Source organism: Exiguobacterium profundum (assembly GCF_001909285.1).
Taxonomy (GTDB): Bacteria; Bacillota; Bacilli; order Exiguobacteriales; family Exiguobacteriaceae; genus Exiguobacterium; species Exiguobacterium profundum.
This window is the reverse complement of sequence record NZ_MRSV01000001.1, coordinates 261,532-277,942: the sequence shown is the minus strand read 5'-3', so window position 1 is coordinate 277,942 and position 16,411 is coordinate 261,532. Positions and strand designations below refer to the sequence as shown.

Here is a 16,411-nt window from a genome sequence, read left to right as displayed (position 1 = left end):
GAGGAGTGAGCACGAAGAAAAAGAAAGACATTTTAGAAGCGTATCGTTGGCGTCAAGCGACGAAAGCGTTCGATGCGGATCGTAAAATCAAAGAAGAGGACATGGAGTTCATTTTAGAGACGGGACGTCTTTCGCCGAGTTCGTTCGGATTCGAGCCATGGCAATTCGTCGTGGTGCGTCGGGAAGATTTACTCCAAAAGATTAAAGATCATGCATGGGGAGCGCAAGGTCAGGCACTGACTGCCAGTCACTTTGTATTGATCCTCGCAAGAACACCGAAAGCCATGCGTTACGATGCAGACTATATTCGTCACATCGTCACAGGCGTGCAAGGACGGACGGAAGAAGAGTACGCACAGCGCGTGAAACGAGTGCAAGAGTTCCAGGAGAACGACTACCGTCTCTTAGACGATGAGCGTGTCTTCCAGGAATGGATCAAGCGTCAGACATATATCCCTCTTGGGAACATGATGACGGCTGCCGCACAAATCGAAATTGATTCATGCCCGATTGAAGGGTTCAATCAAGAGGAGATCGATGAGTTGTTAATCTCAGAAGGTGTGATGGAACGTGGGGAATGGTCACTTTCAGTCATGGTCGCATTTGGGTATCGAGCGCGCGACTTTGCACCAAAAACACGTCGTGATTTTAACGAAGTCGTCAAATATATCGGATGAAAAAAAGGTCAATCGCCTCAGCGATTGACCTTTTTGAATTATTTCCAGTCTGTGATGCGGTCGACTGGGAAACGGACTGATGGGTAACCTTCTTCGGCTGCTTTCCCGATAGAGAGAAGCATGACTGGGAGGTAACGCTCTTTGTCGAGACCGAACGCTTCAGCGATGTTCGCTTTATCATATCCACCGATTGGGTTTGTGTCATATCCGTGTGCGCGTGCGACGAGCATAAGCTGCATCGCAACGAGACCTGAATCGAGCATGATGCTATCTTTGATCATTTCTTTCGGTGCATCTTTGAAGATGCCTTTGATCATGTCGACTTGACGGTCACGGACCTCAGCCGGCATCATACCGCGCTCTACTGCTGTATCGAAAATCTCTTCTGTGTAATCTGCCATCTGATAGTCGGCGAAGAGTGCGATCACAGCTGAAGATGTTTCCACTTGGCGTTTGTTGAAGCTTGCGAGCGGGAGGAGTGTTTCTTTTCCTTCTGCGCTATCGATGACGACGAAGCGCCATGGCTGTAAGTTAAGTGATGAAGGAGCTGTTGTTGCTTCTTCAAGAATTTGTGTCATTTCTTCTTTTAAAATTTTGACGTTCTCATCGTATACACGAATCGAGCGACGTCCTTTGACAATCTCCATAAAGTCTTTTTGTGTGGCATTTTTCATATTGTAGTCTTCCTTTCATGGTCAATAGTATCTTGTAACATCGTTAGGGATGCTAATAACTGTTGTTGATCCTCTACCTTCATGTTGACAAAAAGTCGGTCCGTTAAGCACTCTTTTTGCTCAGTCCATTGTGCAATTTGTTCACGACCATCGTCTGTCAATTCGACATAGATGACACGGTTGTCTTGTTCACAGCGTCTCCGCGTGATGAGTCCTTGTGTCTCTAACTGTTTCAAGTGCCTGGTGATGGCGGCATGGTCGACATCGACGCGTTGCTGCAATTCACGTTGCCGCAATGGACCGACATGATACAAGTTGCTTAAAATGTCATAGCGGCTCAAGCTGAGCCCGTCCATTTCAGAGTCGAATAATTGCCCCAATTCTTTTTGTACGGTGATGATGTGATAGAGAATTTGATCCCGAAGCGAGCAAGAATCTCGCATGCACATCGCCTCCTCAAATCATTGATGACTCAATCATTGATGGGTCACACAATGTATAATAAACCCATCCTGACGATATTTCAAATAAAAAGTTTTAAAAAATAAGTTGTCAAACTGTTATATAATAGTCTATATTATAAACAACTGATATATAACAATGATTAAAGGAGGATGTGAACGCTTGGAACACTATGAACGACTAGATAAGTATCATATTCATGAGAAACTGCTCGAATTTGTGAATAAAAACGTTCTTGAACCTCATGAAATCAATGATTTTTGGGAAGGGGTCGAATCGCTTCTAGAGCGTTTCATTCCAGTGAATCAGACACTTCTGGAGCAGCGCAAGACATTCGAGCGATTGTTACAGGAGTGGTACAGTCGTCAAGACGAAGTCGATCCAACCGAGTACGAGACATTTTTAACGTCGATCGGCTATATCGAACCGGTAGTCGAAGATTTTCAGATCGACGTGTCGAATGTCGATCGCGAAATCGCTCATCAAGCGGGACCGCAACTCGTCGTACCGTTAGACAATGCCAGATATGCACTCAATGCCGCCAATGCCAGATGGGGGAGTCTCTACGACGCCCTTTATGGGACGGACATGATTGACGAGGCAGACGGCATGGAAAAGGGGCGAACATATAATCCTGTTCGCGGAAATGAAGTCATTCGGTTAGCTAAACAGTTTTTGGATGACACGTTCCCACTGTCGTCCGGGTCACACAGAGACGTATCACGATATGTCGTTCGTGACGACGTCGCCTACGCGGTGATTGGAGACGAGGAGCATTTATTCGCTTATGATTCCTTCGTCGGTTATACCGGCGAACCGAACGAGTTGAAGACGTTGATGCTAAGGCACCATGCCTTACACGTTGAACTTCAATTCGACCGAGAGCATCCGATCGGAAAGATTGATCCTGCTGGACTGATGGACATCGAGCTTGAATCAGCCCTCTCCGCTATTGTGGATTGCGAAGACTCGGTCGCAGCCGTTTGCGCAGAAGACAAAGTTCATCTGTATCGTAATTGGCTCGGTCTAATGGATGGGACGCTTGAAGCCTCGTTCCAAAAAGACGGGAAGCGACTCTCTCGGCGTTTAAGCGAAGACAAGCGTTTGATTGGAAAAGGTGGGGTGGAAGTCGTCCTCCCAGGACGCGCGCTCTTGTTCATTCGGAACGTTGGACACTTGATGACGACGGACTTGATTCTTGATGCAGAAGGTCGCGAGGTACCAGAGGGGATCGTGGATGCCATCTTTACTTCATTGATTGCAAGTCGCCATCTTCATCGTCGTCTCAACTCTCGGGAAGGATCGATTTACATCGTCAAGCCGAAAATGCACGGCTCTGAAGAAGTGGCATTCACCAATGTTTTGTTTGATGCCGTGGAAAATCTGCTGGACCTTCCTCGCTATACATTAAAAGTCGGCGTGATGGATGAAGAAAGACGAACGTCGCTCAACTTGAAAAATTGTATCGCGCAAGTAAAAGAACGGGTCGTCTTCATCAACACGGGCTTCCTTGACCGGACGGGAGACGAGATTCATTCTTCGATGACGCTCGGACCGATGCGTCGGAAGGGAGAAATGAAGACGTCACCTTGGCTCGCTGCATATGAACGGTTGAATGTATCGATCGGTCTCGAGAGTGGGTTCCATCATCAAGCACAAATCGGAAAAGGGATGTGGGCGATGCCCGACCGGATGCAGGACATGATGCGTGAAAAAATGGCACACGTACGCTCCGGGGCAACGACGGCATGGGTGCCTTCCCCGACCGCGGCGACACTCCATGCGATGCACTATCATCAACTTGATGCTTTTGATGTACAGCGAGAATTGATGCAACAGCCTGTTTTGAAACACGAACGACAACAGCTTCTTGATATCCCGCTCGCGACGCGCATCTATTCGCAAGAAGAGATCAAAGAAGAGCTTGAGAACAATTTGCAAGGATTGCTCGGGTACGTCGTCCGTTGGGTCGAACAAGGTGTCGGTTGTTCGAAAGTGCCGGATATTCACCATGTCGGACTGATGGAAGACCGGGCGACACTCCGGATTTCGAGCCAACACGTGGCCAACTGGTTGCATCACGGCATTTGTTCAGCAGAACAAGTCGAGGTCACCCTTTATCGGATGGCACGAGTCGTCGATGAGCAAAACGAGTCAGACTCGAATTACCGGCCGATGACACCGAACGTCGATCAATCGATCGCCTATCAGGCCGCCCACGAACTCGTGTTTCATGGGTTGAAACAGCCAAACGGGTACACGGAGCCAATCTTGCATCGTCGCCGCCGTGAATTTATGAAACGTCAAACTGTGGAGTTAAACCTTAAAGGAGGAACCTCATCATGACAAAAAAAAAAATGGAAAGCGAACAGTTGATTGAACGTTGGGTCGTCCGCCGCATCGTATCTGGAGAAACGACAGCATCTTTGGCGAATACGGCATTCGTATACGGCAACGACTTGATGCGCCTCGTCTTGGATCGTGCAGACGGTTCGCTCCAAATCATGAAAGAGCCGATCGATGAAGTCGTCGTTTTCCGCAAACCAGAGGACCGTGACGAAGAAAATGTCTGTCGTTGCTGCGGGATGGAGCATTCGACGTTTAAGGCAGCGTTGGAATGCTGCGCTTACCTCGACTAAATCATTTCGTTTGCACTATCTGTTATATAACAAATTAAATTTTATTAAATTAATATAATACAGGAGGGTTTGTTGATGAAAAAACGCGAAGAATTGTTGAACAGCTGGAAGTCAGAACGATTTGAAGGGGTAGAACGTCCATACTCTGTAGAAGACGTCATGAAATTACGAGGGTCTATCGTGATTGAACATACGCTTGCGACAAAAGGAGCGGAACGCCTGTGGCAATTGATGCACGAGCGTGACTACGTCCATGCACTCGGTGCGTTGACAGGGAACCAGGCGATTCAGCAAGTAAAAGCAGGACTCGAAGCCATCTATTTGAGTGGTTGGCAAGTAGCGGCGGATGCGAACCTGTCAGGTCACATGTATCCGGACCAGAGTCTATATCCGGCCAACTCGGTGCCAAGTGTCGTCAAACGAATCAACCAAGCGCTTCAACGTGCTGACCAAATTCAAACGGCAGAAGGGAAAGGCGACACGCATTGGTTCGCACCGATTGTCGCGGATATGGAAGCCGGATTCGGTGGGGTGCTCAACGTATTCGAATTGACGAAGGCGATGATCGAAGCGGGGGCTGCCGGCGTTCACCTTGAAGACCAGCTCTCGTCTGAGAAGAAATGTGGTCACCTCGGTGGGAAGGTGTTACTCCCTACGCAGACGGCTGTGAAAAACTTGATTTCGGCTCGACTCGCGGCAGACGTCATGGGTGTCCCGACAATCATCGTAGCGCGGACAGATGCGCACGCGGCGAACTTGATCACGAGCGACATCGACCCAATCGATCATCCGTTCATCATTGGAGAGCGTACGCCGGAAGGCTTCTATCGTACGGAAGCTGGTATCGAGCAAGCAATCGCTCGTGGTCTCGCTTATGCACCGTATGCAGACCTCGTCTGGTGTGAGACGTCCGAACCAGATTTGGCAGAGGCACGTCAATTTGCCGAAGCGATTCATGCGAAGTATCCAGGCAAACTTCTCGCTTACAACTGCTCGCCATCGTTCAACTGGAAGAAGAAGCTGTCAGACGAAGAGATCGCCACGTTCCAACAAGAAATCGGCGCAATGGGATACAAGTTCCAGTTCGTTACACTCGCTGGATTCCACGCGCTCAACTTCGGCATGTTTGAGCTCGCACGCGGTTACAAAGATCGTGGCATGGCGGCGTACTCGGAGTTACAGCAAGCAGAATTTGCGGCTGAAGTACATGGTTACACGGCGACACGTCATCAGCGTGAAGTCGGAACGGGTTACTTCGATGAAGTCTCGCTCGTCATCTCAGGTGGACAATCATCAACGACAGCGCTCGCAGGTTCGACCGAGACTGAACAGTTTGAAACGCCGTTGCATTGAGCGATGCCCCTCGACAAGAGGGGTTTTTTGTGTCCAAATTTGGAACACCTGCATCCTGTTCACTTAAATGTGACGTATTTCACATTTTTGTTGTCGAACTCTTGCTACGCTGAACATGTCAAAATGAATATGGAGGTTATGACAGATGACACAGACATTCACGGGCGATACGCACGTATCTGAAATCGTCAAACAATGCCCGCAAGCGGCAGACATTTTCAAACGGAACCGAATCGATTTTTGTTGTGGCGGCAACCGACCACTCGATGAAGCGACTGACAAATCGAAACGGTCGACGGAAGACATTTTAGAAGAAGTTAATGCGCTTTATCAACGCAAGCAAGAGATGAACGAGAAGAGCATCGATTGGGATGCCGCTTCTTCTTCGGAATTGATTGAGCACATCATTTATAAGCATCACCAATTTTTGACGGACGAATTGCCACAGCTCACACCATATGTGACAAAAGTGTTCCGGGTCCACGGACAAAATCATCTGCACCTCGGACGCATTCATCAACTGTTCAATCAATTGAAAGTGGAACTTGAACAACATATCGTCAAAGAAGAGACAGAAGACTTCCCGACGCTGCTTCGTCACGAGACCGCACCGACAGCTGAAACGAGACGGGAGCTTGATGACATCTTGGCCTCGCTCGAGTCAGAACATGCAACAGCCGGGGACATTTTAAAAGAGTTGCGTCACATCACAAACGACTATACGCCGCCTGAAGGAGCGTGTGGGACGTATCGTCTTGTCTATCAACGGTTAGAAGCGCTCGAATCGGATACGTTTGAACACATTCATCTCGAAAACAACATTTTATTCCCGCGGGCGCGCGCGTTCGCTTAAGCAGTGGCACACCTCTACTTACGTAGAGGTGTCTTTTTGTGACGTTTGATACAGATGGGAGGCAAATCAAGCGCTACGATAAAGGGGAGGCAAAGGAGTGATTAATCATGAAACGGGTGAGTGAAGTCATCGTAGGGGTGACGGTCGCCTTATTACTAAGTCAAGTCTGGTCGAGTTCAGATTCGGAGGACACCGTGACCATTTTGGCGGCGGCAAGCTTAGGACCGGCTTTAGAAGCGGTCGAGCGACAACTTGAAGCAGAGTTCGATGGGATCGATGTTCGAGTCGTGACGAACGGGAGCGGCGCCTTGCGAGCACAAATCGATCACGGGTCTCCGGCAGATATCTTTTTAGCCGCGAGCGTTGATGATGTCGACCGACTACAAATCCCGATTCTAGAGCGGGATGCGTTCTTGTATAACGAGCTGTGGCTCGTGACACCGAAAGGGAAACCGTGCGCGGAGACATGGTACGACTTAAACGCATGTGCTCGGATCGTCATCGGTGACCCGGTCAATGTCCCGGCCGGTCGCTACGCGAAAGCGGCGCTAGAAGTGGAAGGCGTGTGGGAAGAAGTGGAACCGCGAATCATGTTCGCCCAGAATGTAAGACAAGTATTGACGCTCATCGAACAAGGCGACGCCAATGCGGGATTCGTCTATAAGACGGAACTGACGACGGACGTCGAGTCGCTTCAGTCGGTCCCGTTTGAAGCGACGGGTACGATCGCGTATCCGGCGGTCCGGTTGACGCACAACCCATACGTACACGAGGTGTACGCGCGTTTGTTTGACGATGATATCCAAGCTCACTTTTTAGCGAAAGGATTTTCTAAATGATGCAACATCCACTTCAACTCACATTCGAAGTCGGGATGATGGCGACGGTGAGCGCCTTCGTCCTCGCCTTCGGAGCGGCTTATTTCATGCATCACCGTCAATTCAAAGGAAAGCGGCTGCTCGAGACGGTGTTTTTACTGCCGCTCATCTTGCCGCCGACAGTCATCGGACTATACGCCTTGATTGTCCTCGGGAACAACGGGATCGGCGGATTGTTACCGATTACGATCTTGTTCACGAAACAGGCGAACATCATCGCATCCGCCTTGGCCGCGTTTCCGCTCATCTACCAAACGATTCGTCTCGGTCTTAAACAACTCGATGCGGAATGGTATGAGGCCGGACGCGTGCTCGGTGGGTCAGAGCGCCAACTGTTCACCTACGTGACGATTCCGCTGCTGTTACCTGCGTTGACGAGTGGGTTTGTCCTTGGTTTCGCACGGTCAATCGGCGAGTTTGGGATCACGATGATGATTGCCGGAAATATCCCGGGCGAGACGATGACGCTCGCCACAGCGATTTATATGGCGACAATCAACGGAGATATGACCCAGGCGCTCGTCTGGAGCGGATGGTTGGTTGGTTTGGCATTTTTAGTCCTCTGGCTGAGTGAACGTTATGGCAAGCGTTCATATTAGTCGATCACGTCGATTTTTTTCACATAAGACCGGTTCGGAGTATTTAAGATACTCGGACCGGTCTTTTTCCAAATGTGGACGTGGTCTCCGACAGTGATTTGCTCGAACATGGCTTTCACTTGAAACTTGAACCAGCTTACGTCTTCCGGTTCACTTTGTGCGAACAAGGTGTCAGGAGAGAGCGTGGCCTCTTCTGCGGTAATTCCGCTGATGACGAGTGCGGTGCGGTCAGATTCATTTATTTCAATCACATACCCCTCGACATCTGGTTCGGTCGTCGCTCGATTGGCGAAGACGAAACCGATGGAAAAGACGACGAGCATGGCCGCGATGGTGAGGAATAACATGATTTTAAGCGATGATTTCATAAGGGAACGCCTCCTTCGTTCATTATTCTGTCACGTCTCGAATCGCTTATCTGTGAAAAAAGTAACAGTTAAGTCGAGATGTCATCTTTATGATGAAACTATGAAGTCGCTCGGAAAGAGAAGGGGGAACACATATGTCCGATCGTTATTTTTATTCGACCGCCGCAAAGTGGTCGTTCGTAGGATTCACCGTCTTGGTGCTCTCGACATGGATCGCCTCGGCAGGATTTGAGCACGTAGACATGGCGCTGTTCGGCTACTATATCGCCGCCGTCATTTGCATGATTGGGATGGTCGTCCGCTTGACGTTATTTTTTGCACGGCCGGCCACCTCACAAGTATTGAAGCGGAGCCTCAAACAAATGAAGGCAGAAAAGAAACGGGCCGGTAAAGCCGTCGCCACGACAACTGTCAATAACATCGTCTTACAGAAGTTCATCTGGGAACGTGGCTGGTACCGCTGGACCCAACATATGTTGATTGCCTGGGGATGTCTCGGGTCGTTCGCCATCACATTCGGGCTGACGTTCCAATGGATGCGGTTTGATTTGATTGATATCGAGACGTATCAGATTGTCGTCTTTAACATCCCGACCATCAAGATGGCTGCGCACGGGTTGTTCGCGGAGCTCGTCTATAACGGGTTGAACATCACCGCGCTCATGTTGCTCGTCGGCGTGCTCATGGCACTCTATCGCCGGATCAACGACCAGGACGTGAAAGTGACCCAGCGGTTCGAATTTGATATTTTACCGCTTCTCATGTTGCTCATCGTCACTGTCTCGGGGTTGTTGTTGACCGTTTCGTACGTGTTCTTCGGAGGCTTCATCCATCACGAGCTCGCCTTGTTCCATCAATTGACCGTCATCATCTTTTTATGTTACTTCCCGTTCGGTAAACTGTTCCACTTGCCGGTCCGACCGATGGCGGCCAGCGTCCCGATGAACTACCGGGAAGTCGAAGCGGATGAGACCCGTGTCTGCGCCGGGTGCGGGACACGTTATGCGACGGACAATCAAGTCGAGGACGTCCAAGCGATTTTGCAAGCACAGACGATCCAGCTCGGGCTCAGTGACGGGACCCAGCTCTCCGATTACTGCCAACCGTGTCGACGTTCGATGCGTGTGAAGATGCAATTGAACTTGATGAACGGACAGTTACCGACACACCCGGTCGATACGAACACAGGCATGTCGATGCCAGGATTCGGCCGACCGAAGGAGACGAAAGGTGAGGCAAAAGATGAGACACCTGTGCGTTAAGTGCGGCGAACCGACCGGCACGCTTGAAGAGATTGAACAAGTGAAACAATTGCTCGAAGGGTCGGACCAACTCGTGAAAGTCGATGCGGCGCACACGGTCCAAGACCTCTGTCACGGCTGTCGTCGTCGGGCCCGGCTCGATTCGGCGCTCGGACGGCCTGGAAGTGAAGGGATGCATTATCCGCTTCAAACGATTAACGGCTATCACGTCAGTGGATTTTCAAAACGAAGAGCGGAAACGTTCTATGGAGGGGAAGACGATGAGTGACTTTTTAACGTCGCCAGAAGTACAGAACTTAATCAAACCAGGCGAAAAATTGATTACAACCCATTGCTGTTACTGTGGCATGCAGTGCGGCATGCATATCCGGGTCGATGAGAAAACCGGGGCCGTCAAAGGCGTTGAACCACGCTACGATTTCCCGGTCAACAAAGGAAAACTTTGTCCGAAAGGCGTCACGGCCTATCAAACGATCGAACATCCGGACCGCATCATGACTCCGCTCATCAAACGGAACGGCAAGTTTGAAAAAGCGACATGGGAAGAAGCACTCGACGTGATCGAAGCAAACTTTAAACGCATTCAACGAGAGCATGGGAAAGATGCGGTGTCCGTCTTCGGCGGCGTCTCGATGACGAATGAAAAATGTTACCTCGTCGGGAAGTATGCGCGGGTCGCACTCGGCACACGGTTCATCGATTACAACGGTCGCTTCTGCATGTCGTCAGCTGCCGGCGGTTTCTTAAAGACACTTGGGATTGACCGCGGAGCGACGCTTCCGTGGACGGAGTTCGAGCACGTCGACACATTCTTTGTCGCCGGTTCGAATATCGCCGAATGTCATCCGACGACGACGCAACATATTTGGAAGGCGAAAGACAAAGGCGCGAAAATCATCGTCGCCGACCCGCGTGAAATTCCGATGGCGCGCGTCGCCGATGTCCATCTCGATTTGAAGCCAGGGACGGATGCGGCGCTTGCGATGGGACTGCTCAACTTTTTAGTCGAACACGATTATGTTGATCAAGCGTACGTGGATGAGCGTTGCGATAACTATGAAGAGTTGAAAGCGTCGGTCCGAGACTGGACGCTCGAACGGACGAGTGAGGTGACCGGTGTCGCCATCGAAAAACTCGAGAAGGCAGGTCATATTTATGGGAAGAGCCCACGTTCGGTCATGTTGTTCGCTCGCGGCGTCGAACAACAGTCAAAAGGCGTCGACAATGTCTCGCTCTATACGTCGATGGCGCTCTTACGAGGCATGATTGGGCAGTTTGCTTCGGGCGTCGCCACGATGACGGGGCAAGGGAACGGGCAGGGTGGACGAGAACATGGACAAAAAGCAGACCTGTTACCAGGCTACCGAAAATTAACTGATCCGAAAGCCATTGAATATGTGAGCGGGGTTTGGGGCATCGATCCTTCCGAGATGCCAAAACCAGGTGTGTCCGCGTTCGAAATGTTCGATGAGATTCAAGCGGGAACGATTCGGGCGATGCACCTCATGTGTTCGAACCCAGCCGTTTCGGCACCGAACCTTCCGTACGTGTGGGACAGTTTCAACAAACTCGATTTCTTCGTCGTTAGTGACTTCTTCATGTCGGAATCTTGTGAGTTCGCTGATGTCGTCTTACCGGCTTGTTCGTGGGCCGAAGACGAAGGGACGACGACAAACTTAGAAGGACGAGTCATTCGGATCCGGAAAGTGCGCGAACCGCTCGGGGATTCGCTTCCAGACTGGGAAATCATGAAGCGGATCGCTGAGCGGATGGGACGCGGACAGTACTTCCCGTATGAGACGGCGCGTGACATCTGGGAAGAGTTCCGCATCGCGACGAAAGGTGGAGCGGCTGACTACTCTGGGATCACATGGGAACGAATCGACGACGAGTATGGTGTCTTTTGGCCATGTCCGTCCGAAGATCATCCCGGCACACCGACGATGTTCAAAGAACGGTTTGGAACGGCGAATGGAAAAGCAAATTTGCCTGTCGTCACATATCGGCCGGCCGGTGAATATGCGAATGAAGAATATCCGGTCACGCTCACGACAGGTCGGGTCGTCTTCCATTACTTATCGGGCAATCAGACGCGCCGTGTCGACTTCTTGAGCACGATGTCAAAACTGCCGTTCGTGGAGATCCATCCGGAGTTAGCATCAAGTTATGGCCTTCAAACGGGCGACAAAGTCGAGCTTCGCACACGTCGCGGGTCGATTGTCGTCGAAGCACGTTTGACGAAGGCGATTCGAAAAGATACGGTCTTCGTCCCTTATCATTGGGGCAAGGAGCTTGCCATCAATCAATTGACGAACCCGTGTCTCGATCCGATGTCACGCATGCCGGAGTTCAAGGTATGTGCGGTACAAATGAAAAAGTTACCGGCCAACACCCCGTTACACATTAATCCGTTGACGGTCCCGCTCGGATCAAGTGTGCCGTTCATGGCGGACCATACGATTGCGACGAGCTGTCACGTCATGGATGAGGAGGTTCATACGAAATGAATAAGGTCATGTATTTAGAGTTTGAACGTTGTATCGGCTGTCGGGCCTGTCAGGCAGCTTGCCGCGAATGCGGGGACCACGAGGGGCTCGAGCGCAACTATGTGGATTATATCGATTTCTCGGAGAACCGTCAGACGTTCCCGATGATCTGTATGCAGTGTAAAAATCCGGCTTGTGCTCAAGTATGTCCGGCGAATGCGATTCAAATCACGCCAGAGGGCGTCGTATTATCGGCTTCAGAAGAAAAATGTATCGGCTGCCGGAACTGTACGTTCGCTTGTCCGTTCGGGATTCCGAAGTTCGACTTTGAGAAGAATAAGATGTATAAGTGCGACATGTGTTACGACCGCTCCAAACATGATATCGCGCCGATGTGTGCGTCGGTTTGTCCGTCGGATGCGATTCGCTTCATCGACCATGACGAGATGATGCAACTCCGTCGTCAACGCGTCCAAATGAACATGATCGAAGGGAAAAAGCCTTCGCAAGACGATAAATGGAATTACGTCCCTGAATTCTTTGGCGTCTATTCCGATTGAGATGGAAAGGAAGATGACTTATGTCGAATGAATCAAAAGACCGGGAACGCTTATCCGAACTCGTCGATAACTTGAGTCGGGCCGATGACGTGAAACTGAATCGACGGGCGTTCATCAAATCAACGTTCGGCGCAGGTATCGCACTCGGTCTCGCGACTATCCCGTTCAATATCGCGGCCTTCGTTCGAAGCGAGCCGAGAACCGACCGTCAGTTCATCACGACGGTCGAGGCGCTAGAGCGCGGGAAATCACTCGAATTTGAATATCCGGGTACGGAACCATCGTTGCTCGTTCATTTAAAGAATGGTGAATTCGTCGCCTATAACAACAAATGCACTCATCTGCAGTGCCCAGTGTTTTATGTGGAGGAAGAAGATGTTCTTCTTTGTCCGTGCCATCGTGGTTACTTCGGTGTCGACGGCCAACCACAGGCCGGTCCGCCGCAGCGGGAACTCCCTAAAATCTTGCTTGAAATCGAGAACGGGAAGATTTTTGCGGTCGGAAGAGAGATTCATCATGGGGCGTAACGGTTGGAGTTTAATCGGATTGGTCATATTGCTCGCGACGAACATGATACTCTTGCAATATACAATTGAGAGCTACATGGTGTATAATCACGCCTCGATGCGACTGTATATGATCATCGCCGTCATCAATGTCGGATTGATCGGCTTATTATATCGATATTGGAAAAAAATTGAATATCGTACGAAAGAATAGTCCTCCCCTTGAAACGCTTCCAAATGTTGATTGCGTTTCGAGGGGGTTTGTGTTTAGAATGAAGGCAAGCTTTCATATGGCGCAACGTGTTTTAAGGAAGGTCGGTGGAAATGGCTCATTCAAGTAAAGCGATGGTGCTCGAGGAAACAAAAAAATTGGCACATCGAATCATTCATGTCCCAAAAGGCGGTTTTCTGTTCCGAGAACAAGAAGACGCAGCTGAATTTTATATTGTAAAGAGTGGACTGATTCAAATTTCGAAATTGACGGAAAATGGAAAAGAATTGACGTTACGTTGTTTAAGCGCTGAGGCTTGTTGCGGAGAGTTGACGTTATTCGCAATCGAACCAAAATATTTATTTAACGCCAAGGCGTTAGAAGATAGTGAAATTTACGCGGTCAAAATCGAGCGTATTGAAACGATGATTTTGTCGTCGAACCCGGAATTCGTCCGCGAGTTCATGGTCATGATCAACGAACATATGCGGAAACAGCATACGAAATTTAGAGACTTGGTGCTGAACGGGAAAAAAGGAGCGCTCTACTCGACGCTCATTCGTATGGCGAACAGCTATGGGGTGGAAGTCGAAGACGGCATTCTCATCGACTTGAAACTGAAAAACCAAGAGCTCGCCAACTATTGCGGGACATCGCGTGAACGCGTGAATCGCATGTTGAACGAGCTCGCCCAAGAAGGGATTATTTCACTCCCTTCCCGTCAAATCATTATCCATGACCTCGACCGGTTGAAACTGCTCAACCATTGTGAGGACTGTCCGGTCTCGGTCTGTGTCATCGATTGATCACATTACGGCGGCAAGCGATAGCTCGCCTTCAAAATGCTCCAATCCATCGGTCTCGATTGTACAGGCCGATACATAAAACTCGCCATCTTCCATCAATTCATAAGACCGGAGCACGCCTTCGGCTAGCTTGATCCCGTTGGCACGGACCTCGACGACGACACCTTCCATCGAGCGGACACGCGCTGCGGACAAAAAGTCGAGCCATCGTTTGAAATGGCGATAAACGGTGACCGTGGTCCCGTCCCCTAAGTAACCGATAACTGCCTGGGTATCATCGATCGTCACGTCATGGTGAGTGGCGATCCGAACGAGCAAGGTGTGCAGCGCTTCTAGTTCTTCTAACGGACTTTCAAGTGGGAATGTGATATCGAGCCCCGTTTCGGTGAACGCAGCCTCGGCGATCGCGACGCCGAAGACACGGAACACGTGGGCCCCGTCTTGACTGAAGAAATATGGTTGTAGCGCCAAGCGAACTTCGGGCGCACAGTGGATTTGAATGAGATGTGACAAATTAATCCCTCCTCTATTCCTTATCGTAAGGAATCGGGGAGGGTTTTTCTGTGTTCAATGTCACAGAAACAAAAGATAGGCGATTTTGTCACAGATTGATGACAGGGTGAGAAAAAAACGCAAGATGCGAAATAAGTGTGAAAGAAGGCACACTTTTTTTAGGGGGTGGCCGATAGGATGAGATTAGGGTACGAATTGAACCGTTAAGAGGAGGAATAGACTATGCAACAATTAGACAAAGGGTCACACGCACTCGCGGAGTGGAAGCCAGAGGATGTGGGATTCTGGGAAGAGACGGGAAAACAAGTCGCCAATCGGAACTTGCTCGTTTCGGTCCCGGCACTGACGCTTGCATTCATCGTCTGGCAAATGTGGTCGGTCGCGGCCGTCCAATTGAATTCGATCGGGTTTAGCTTTACGCAAGGCCAGCTGTTCACGTTGGCCGCCCTACCTGGACTCGTCGGGGCGACGTTGCGCTTTTTCTATACGTTCGCAAACAGTATATTCGGCGGTCGGAACTGGACGATCTTCTCGACATCGATTTTGTTGTTGCCGCTCCTAGGCATCGCCTATGCCGTTCAAAACGTCAATACGCCGTATTGGGTATTCATGATTTTGGCCGCACTTTGCGGACTAGGCGGCGGAAACTTCTCGTCATCAAACGCCAACATCGGCGCGTTTTATCCGAAAGCGAAAAAAGGGACGGCGCTAGGGATTAACGGAGGCATCGGGAACTTGGGCGTCTCGCTCGTCCAATTGATCACACCGCTCGTCATCACGACAAGTATTTTCGGGTTCATCGGCGGGAACGCCCTCGTGACCGAGACCGGCGAAGAGATTTGGCTTCAAAACGCCGCGCTCCTTTGGGTCGTGCCGACCATCATTTTGACGGTCTGCGCATACTTGTTCATGGATAACTTACCGACCGCGCGTCAATCGCTTCGTGAACAGGCGAGCGTGTTTAAAGACAAACATTTTTGGATTCAAACGTTGCTCTACACGGCGGCGTTCGGTTCCTTCATTGGATATGCCGCAGCGTTCCCGATGATTTTAAAGTTAAAGTTCCCTGAGTCGGACTTGATGGCGCTCGCCTTCCTTGGTGCATTCCTTGGCGCCTCTTCGCGTCCGTTTGGGGGCTGGATCAGTGATAAGATCGGAGCGGCCAAAGTGACATTAATCGTGTTCGGAATCATGGCGCTCGGTACGATCAGTGTCATCATGGCCATCACGAACAGCAACTTGACGATGTTTTTCATCTCCTTCGTCGTCTTGTTCATCGCAACAGGACTCAACTCTGGAGCGACGTTCGCGATGATTCCCCACGTATTCGTGGCGACGAAGACACCGGCCGTCGTCGGATTCTCGGCAGCGTTTGCTGCTTACGGCGCATTCTTCATTCCGAAGATGTTCGGTTGGTCGCTCGAGCTCGTCGGTTCGTTCAACGGTGCGTTGTTCGTCATGCTAGGGCTCTATGCGATCTCGATTGCCACCACAATTTATTATTACTTGCGCAGCGGTGCTGAGAAGCCGATTCGCTGACAAATCGACGCAGGGACTGTGAGGG

At 50.3% G+C, this 16,411-nt stretch carries 19 protein-coding genes; 15 read left to right on the top strand and 4 right to left on the bottom strand.

Features of this window, described 5'->3' with window-relative positions; translation table 11 throughout:
• The first annotated feature begins 5 nt into the window (after positions 1–5).
• Positions 6–677: an NAD(P)H-dependent oxidoreductase gene (locus tag BBB58_RS01570; RefSeq protein ID WP_074035070.1), complete on the top strand. Its 672-nt coding sequence runs from the start codon at positions 6–8 to the stop codon at positions 675–677.
• Between the two features lie 38 nt (positions 678–715).
• Here BBB58_RS01570 and BBB58_RS01565 read toward each other — a convergent pair whose 3' ends face one another.
• Both BBB58_RS01565 and BBB58_RS01560 read right to left on the bottom strand, forming a co-directional pair.
• Entirely contained in the window at positions 716–1,351 is a 636-nt protein-coding gene (locus BBB58_RS01565; protein ID WP_074035069.1) for a nitroreductase family protein, read from the bottom strand.
• On the bottom strand, positions 1,348–1,794 hold the full coding sequence (locus BBB58_RS01560; protein WP_074035068.1) for a MarR family winged helix-turn-helix transcriptional regulator: 447 nt from the start codon (positions 1,792–1,794) through the stop codon (positions 1,348–1,350). The genes BBB58_RS01565 and BBB58_RS01560 overlap by 4 nt, the downstream gene beginning before the upstream one ends.
• A gap of 181 nt (positions 1,795–1,975) precedes the next feature.
• Between BBB58_RS01560 and BBB58_RS01555 the strand changes: the two genes are divergently transcribed.
• From BBB58_RS01555 to modB, 6 genes are all read left to right on the top strand, one after another.
• Positions 1,976–4,159 carry a malate synthase G gene (locus BBB58_RS01555; protein ID WP_208606699.1) on the top strand — a complete coding sequence of 728 codons (2,184 nt, stop codon included), beginning with the start codon at positions 1,976–1,978 and terminating at the stop codon, positions 4,157–4,159.
• Positions 4,156–4,452: a hypothetical protein gene (locus BBB58_RS01550; protein WP_074035065.1), complete on the top strand. Its 297-nt coding sequence runs from the start codon at positions 4,156–4,158 to the stop codon at positions 4,450–4,452. The genes BBB58_RS01555 and BBB58_RS01550 overlap by 4 nt, the downstream gene beginning before the upstream one ends.
• Before the next feature lie 75 nt (positions 4,453–4,527).
• Positions 4,528–5,805: an isocitrate lyase gene (gene aceA, locus BBB58_RS01545; RefSeq protein ID WP_015880381.1), complete on the top strand. Its 1,278-nt coding sequence runs from the start codon at positions 4,528–4,530 to the stop codon at positions 5,803–5,805.
• Between the two features lie 145 nt (positions 5,806–5,950).
• Complete coding sequence (gene ric, locus BBB58_RS01540) at positions 5,951–6,658, top strand: iron-sulfur cluster repair di-iron protein (protein ID WP_074035063.1); 708 nt, start codon at positions 5,951–5,953, stop codon at positions 6,656–6,658.
• A 107-nt stretch (positions 6,659–6,765) separates the two neighbouring features.
• Positions 6,766–7,497: a molybdate ABC transporter substrate-binding protein gene (modA, locus tag BBB58_RS01535; protein WP_074035061.1), complete on the top strand. Its 732-nt coding sequence runs from the start codon at positions 6,766–6,768 to the stop codon at positions 7,495–7,497.
• Complete coding sequence (modB, locus tag BBB58_RS01530; RefSeq protein WP_244150653.1) at positions 7,497–8,135, top strand: molybdate ABC transporter permease subunit; 639 nt, start codon at positions 7,497–7,499, stop codon at positions 8,133–8,135. Before modA ends, modB begins: the two co-directional genes overlap by 1 nt.
• Here modB and BBB58_RS01525 read toward each other — a convergent pair.
• Positions 8,132–8,503 (bottom strand): DUF3221 domain-containing protein, encoded by a 372-nt coding sequence (locus BBB58_RS01525; protein WP_074035058.1) that lies wholly within the window; start codon positions 8,501–8,503, stop codon positions 8,132–8,134. The genes modB and BBB58_RS01525 overlap by 4 nt on opposite strands.
• A gap of 134 nt (positions 8,504–8,637) precedes the next feature.
• On the opposite strand from BBB58_RS01525, the gene BBB58_RS01520 reads away from it, so the two are divergent.
• The 7 genes from BBB58_RS01520 (at position 8,638) to BBB58_RS01490 (ending at position 14,334) form a co-directional block, all read left to right on the top strand.
• Positions 8,638–9,765 carry an MFS transporter gene (locus BBB58_RS01520; protein ID WP_015880386.1) on the top strand — a complete coding sequence of 376 codons (1,128 nt, stop codon included), beginning with the start codon at positions 8,638–8,640 and terminating at the stop codon, positions 9,763–9,765.
• Positions 9,746–10,033: a hypothetical protein gene (locus BBB58_RS01515; RefSeq protein ID WP_074035056.1), complete on the top strand. Its 288-nt coding sequence runs from the start codon at positions 9,746–9,748 to the stop codon at positions 10,031–10,033. Before BBB58_RS01520 ends, BBB58_RS01515 begins: the two co-directional genes overlap by 20 nt.
• A complete protein-coding gene (locus BBB58_RS01510) occupies positions 10,026–12,272 on the top strand; it encodes a molybdopterin oxidoreductase family protein (protein ID WP_074035054.1) in 2,247 nt (748 codons plus the stop codon). The genes BBB58_RS01515 and BBB58_RS01510 overlap by 8 nt, the downstream gene beginning before the upstream one ends.
• A complete protein-coding gene (locus BBB58_RS01505; RefSeq protein ID WP_015880388.1) occupies positions 12,269–12,811 on the top strand; it encodes a 4Fe-4S dicluster domain-containing protein in 543 nt (180 codons plus the stop codon). Before BBB58_RS01510 ends, BBB58_RS01505 begins: the two co-directional genes overlap by 4 nt.
• A 20-nt stretch (positions 12,812–12,831) precedes the next feature.
• Complete coding sequence (locus tag BBB58_RS01500) at positions 12,832–13,338, top strand: QcrA and Rieske domain-containing protein (RefSeq protein ID WP_015880389.1); 507 nt, start codon at positions 12,832–12,834, stop codon at positions 13,336–13,338.
• Positions 13,328–13,531: a hypothetical protein gene (locus tag BBB58_RS01495; protein ID WP_015880390.1), complete on the top strand. Its 204-nt coding sequence runs from the start codon at positions 13,328–13,330 to the stop codon at positions 13,529–13,531. Before BBB58_RS01500 ends, BBB58_RS01495 begins: the two co-directional genes overlap by 11 nt.
• A 110-nt stretch (positions 13,532–13,641) precedes the next feature.
• On the top strand, positions 13,642–14,334 hold the full coding sequence (locus BBB58_RS01490) for a Crp/Fnr family transcriptional regulator (RefSeq protein WP_034780597.1): 693 nt from the start codon (positions 13,642–13,644) through the stop codon (positions 14,332–14,334).
• Here the strand turns inward: BBB58_RS01490 and BBB58_RS01485 are convergent, their stop codons facing one another.
• On the bottom strand, positions 14,335–14,847 hold the full coding sequence (locus tag BBB58_RS01485) for a hypothetical protein (protein WP_074035053.1): 513 nt from the start codon (positions 14,845–14,847) through the stop codon (positions 14,335–14,337).
• A 222-nt stretch (positions 14,848–15,069) separates the two neighbouring features.
• Here BBB58_RS01485 and BBB58_RS01480 point away from each other — a divergent pair, with 222 nt between their 5' ends.
• On the top strand, positions 15,070–16,386 hold the full coding sequence (locus BBB58_RS01480; RefSeq protein WP_047795803.1) for an MFS transporter: 1,317 nt from the start codon (positions 15,070–15,072) through the stop codon (positions 16,384–16,386).
• Positions 16,387–16,411: the final 25 nt, after the last annotated feature.